The following is a 366-nucleotide window of genomic DNA, read 5'->3' as shown; positions in this document are numbered from 1 at the left end:
CCTAGTACGAGAGGACCGGAGTGAACGAACCGCTGGTGTTCGGGTTGTCATGCCAATGGCATTGCCCGGTAGCTACGTTCGGAACTGATAAGCGCTGAAAGCATCTAAGCGCGAAGCAGGCCTCGAGATGATTTCTCACTAGAGCTATAAGCTCTCTGAAGGGCCGTTGGAGACTACAACGTTGATAGGCAAGGTGTGTAAGGGTTGTGAGGCCTTGAGCTAACTTGTACTAATTACCCGTGAGGCTTAACCATACAACACCAAAGTGGTTTTGTATTGAGACAGAAGACAAGCAGAAGTGAGTGTTAACTAGAGTAGAGCACTTTTACGATATTGATATCAGCAGACCGAATTTATAAAAGAACA

The 366-nt window shown here is 46.4% G+C and carries 1 rRNA gene; it reads left to right on the top strand.

The annotated features are described in order from the left end of the window. Positions 1-254: ribosomal RNA gene (locus CJF42_RS26450) — 23S ribosomal RNA — on the top strand; the annotation flags it as partial. Between the last annotated feature and the right edge of the window lie 112 nt (positions 255-366).

The organism is Pseudoalteromonas sp. NBT06-2 (genome assembly GCF_002276045.1).
In the GTDB taxonomy this organism is placed as follows: Bacteria; Pseudomonadota; Gammaproteobacteria; order Enterobacterales; family Alteromonadaceae; genus Pseudoalteromonas.
Note: the sequence above shows the minus strand (reverse complement) of the source record. Positions and strands in the feature narration are given on the sequence as shown.